The 2,810-nt window shown below is 60.1% G+C and carries 1 protein-coding gene and 1 pseudogene; both read left to right on the top strand.

The annotated features are described in order from the left end of the window. Nucleotides 1–446 (top strand): annotated as a pseudogene (locus F6X37_RS35500) (transposase); the annotation flags it as partial. Nucleotides 447–807: 361 nt separating this feature from the next. After that, nucleotides 808–2,810 (top strand): YadA family autotransporter adhesin (locus tag F6X37_RS35495; protein ID WP_262420165.1); only part of this gene is annotated, 2,003 nt, incomplete at its 3' end.

Here is a 2,810-nt window from a genome sequence, read left to right as displayed (position 1 = left end):
CGAATCCCACGGACCGGCGCAAGCCCGGCAGCAAACACCCCCCATCGTCGAGGCGCAAGGCATTCCGCTCGTGGGTATCCTGAACGCAACAAACTGACACAACATCACCCAACTTGATGCTCTGAATGAGGTAATTCCGCACGTCAGAGGCGAGCGAGGGCGTCCCCTGCATAAGCCGCAAATTGTTCAGGGCGACCGAGGCTACAGTTCCGAACCTCATCGGCAACGCTTGAGAGAGCGTGGCATCACCCGATGCTTGCAAAAATCGGCTCACCCCACGGCAGTGGTCGGGAAAAACGCGCTGGCCGGTCGAGCGACCGGTTGCATGGCTTCACTCGTTTCGACGCCGGAAGATTCGTTACGAACGCTACGCTCACGTTCATGAGGCCCTCCTGTCTCTTGCTTGTGCCTTGATTTACCGGACGCGTCTCAGGCAAGTCATTTAACTAATTTCGCAACAGCTTCTAGTGAACGGGCGGCACGGGCACCGGTTTTCTGGACGATTCGCCCAGTTTGCCGGGCATCGAAATTAGGACTGGTCTTACGTTATTTTGAGCAATTCATTTTCAGTCACCTTTCCTTGAGTCATCAAAAAAATAGAATGTAATCAAGGCGAAGGAAAGAAGTGGTTGCCCCGATACGCGGCAGAAAATCTGACTTGTTAGATGTTGGCACGCTCCGGGCAGCGCAACTGAACCAACTGTCCCGTTTCTGGCGAGATCTGGCAAGGCAAATGCAGATACACGATCCCAGAATGATTCGCATAACTGATTGATCATCCTTTTAAATTCAAGCGAGAGTGACATCATGAACAAGTCATATAAAAGTGTATGGAATGAAGCGTTGGGAACCTGGATCGCGGCATCCGAGCTTGCGTCCGCACGAGGTAAGGCGAGTCGGTCGGTGGTGCTCAAGGGTATTGCGGCGGTAGCGCTCATCACGGCGGCACAGGCTGGTCACGCGAGTACTATCGGGGTGGGGACAGGCGGTGCGCCAGGAGGATCTGCTAGCTGTGACACCAATAATTCTGCTACGGTCGGCGTTGGACCTAACGGTATCAGCTACGGAGGTACGGCCCTGGTCGACGGTAACGGAAACTGGTCGACGGTGGCCGGCTGCGGGGCTAATGCCAACAATGTCACGGGCGCCACGGTGTACGGGGCCAATACGACCGTGACTGGTGACTATGGTACGGCTGTGGGTCTGGGCAGCATCGCCGGGAACCTGGCGACTGCCGTAGGCGTCCAGGCGCAGGCGTCCGGCACAAGCAGCAGTTCGCTTGGCTTCAACGCTGTTGCGGCAGGGAGCGACTCCGTTGCATTGGGCGTGAACGCCAGTGCAAGCGCAGATAACTCGGTGGCGCTGGGCGCGGGTTCGACCACGACAGCTGACCTGAGTGCCGCGGCCTATAACCCGGCAGGTTCGCGAGCGCTGGTAGGGGTGGCGAAGGGCGAAGTGTCGGTGGGTTCGGCAGGCAATCAACGTCGCGTGACGAACGTTGCCGCCGGTTCGGCGTCCACGGATGCGGTGAACGTCAGCCAGTTGAAAAACGAAGCGGGGAAATCGAACAACATTGGCACGAGTGCAGCGGCAGCGATAGGTGGTGGGGCAACCTATGATGCATTGACAGGCTCGATCAGCCAGCCGAACTATAGCGTCGGCGGCGTGACGGTCAACAACGTGGGTGACGCGGTGAGCAACCTCGATGACCGGGTGACGGACAATACGAAGGACATCGCAACGAACGCGACTGGCATTGCAGACGTCCAGAACCAGATCAGCAGCGGCTCGATCGGTCTGGTGCAGCAGGACGCGACCACGCGTGAAATCACGGTCGGCAGGAATACGGACGGCACGGTGATGAACGTGGCGGGCACGGCGGGCAACCGCACGGTAACGGGTGTGGCAGCGGGCACGGTGAACGCCTCGAGCGTGGACGCGATCAACGGCGGCCAGCTGTATGCGAATGCGGGCAGCGTGTCCAAAGCGCTGGGTGGTGGTTCGACGGTGAACGCCGACGGCTCGATCAGCCAGCCGAACTATAGCGTCGGCGGCGTGACGGTTCACAGCGTCGGTGAAGTGGCCAGCAACCTCGATGACCGGGTGACGGACAACACGAAGGACATCGCAACGAACGCGACTGGCATTGCAGACGTCCAGAACCAGATCAGCAGCGGCTCGGTCGGTCTGGTGCAGCAGGACGCGACCACGCGTGAAATCACGGTCGGCAGGAATACGGACGGCACGGTGATGAATGTGGCGGGCACGGCGGGCAACCGCACGGTAACGGGTGTGGCAGCGGGCACGGTGAACGCCTCGAGCGTGGACGCGATCAACGGCGGCCAGCTGTATGCGAATGCGGACAGCGTGTCCAAAGCGCTGGGCGGTGGTTCGATGGTGAACGCCGACGGCTCGATCAGCCAGCCGAACTATAGCGTTGGCGGCACGACAGTCCACAGCGTCGGTGAGGCGGTCAGCAACCTTGATGACCGGGTGACGGACAACACGAAGGACATCACGAATCTCCAGGGCAAGCTCGGCGATGTCGGGACCCAACTGTCGGGCGCGGTGCAGTACGACCACAACGCAGATGGTTCGATGAACTTCGGTTCAGTCACGCTGGGCGGGAGCCTGAGCGCAGGGCCTGTAGTCCTGTCGAATGTGGCGAACGGTGTGAACCAGTACGACGCGGTGAACTACGGCCAGCTGTCGACGTTGCAGAACCAGGTGACGGATATCCGCGGCCAGGTGTCGAGCCTCAACGCCCAGATGTCGGACCTTCCGTCCTCAACGACCCTGGGCAGCAGCGA

It is taken from the genome of Paraburkholderia sp. 31.1 (assembly GCF_014397645.1).
Lineage (GTDB): Bacteria > Pseudomonadota > Gammaproteobacteria > Burkholderiales > Burkholderiaceae > Paraburkholderia > Paraburkholderia tuberum.
This window is presented reverse-complemented; position numbering and strand designations above follow the sequence as displayed.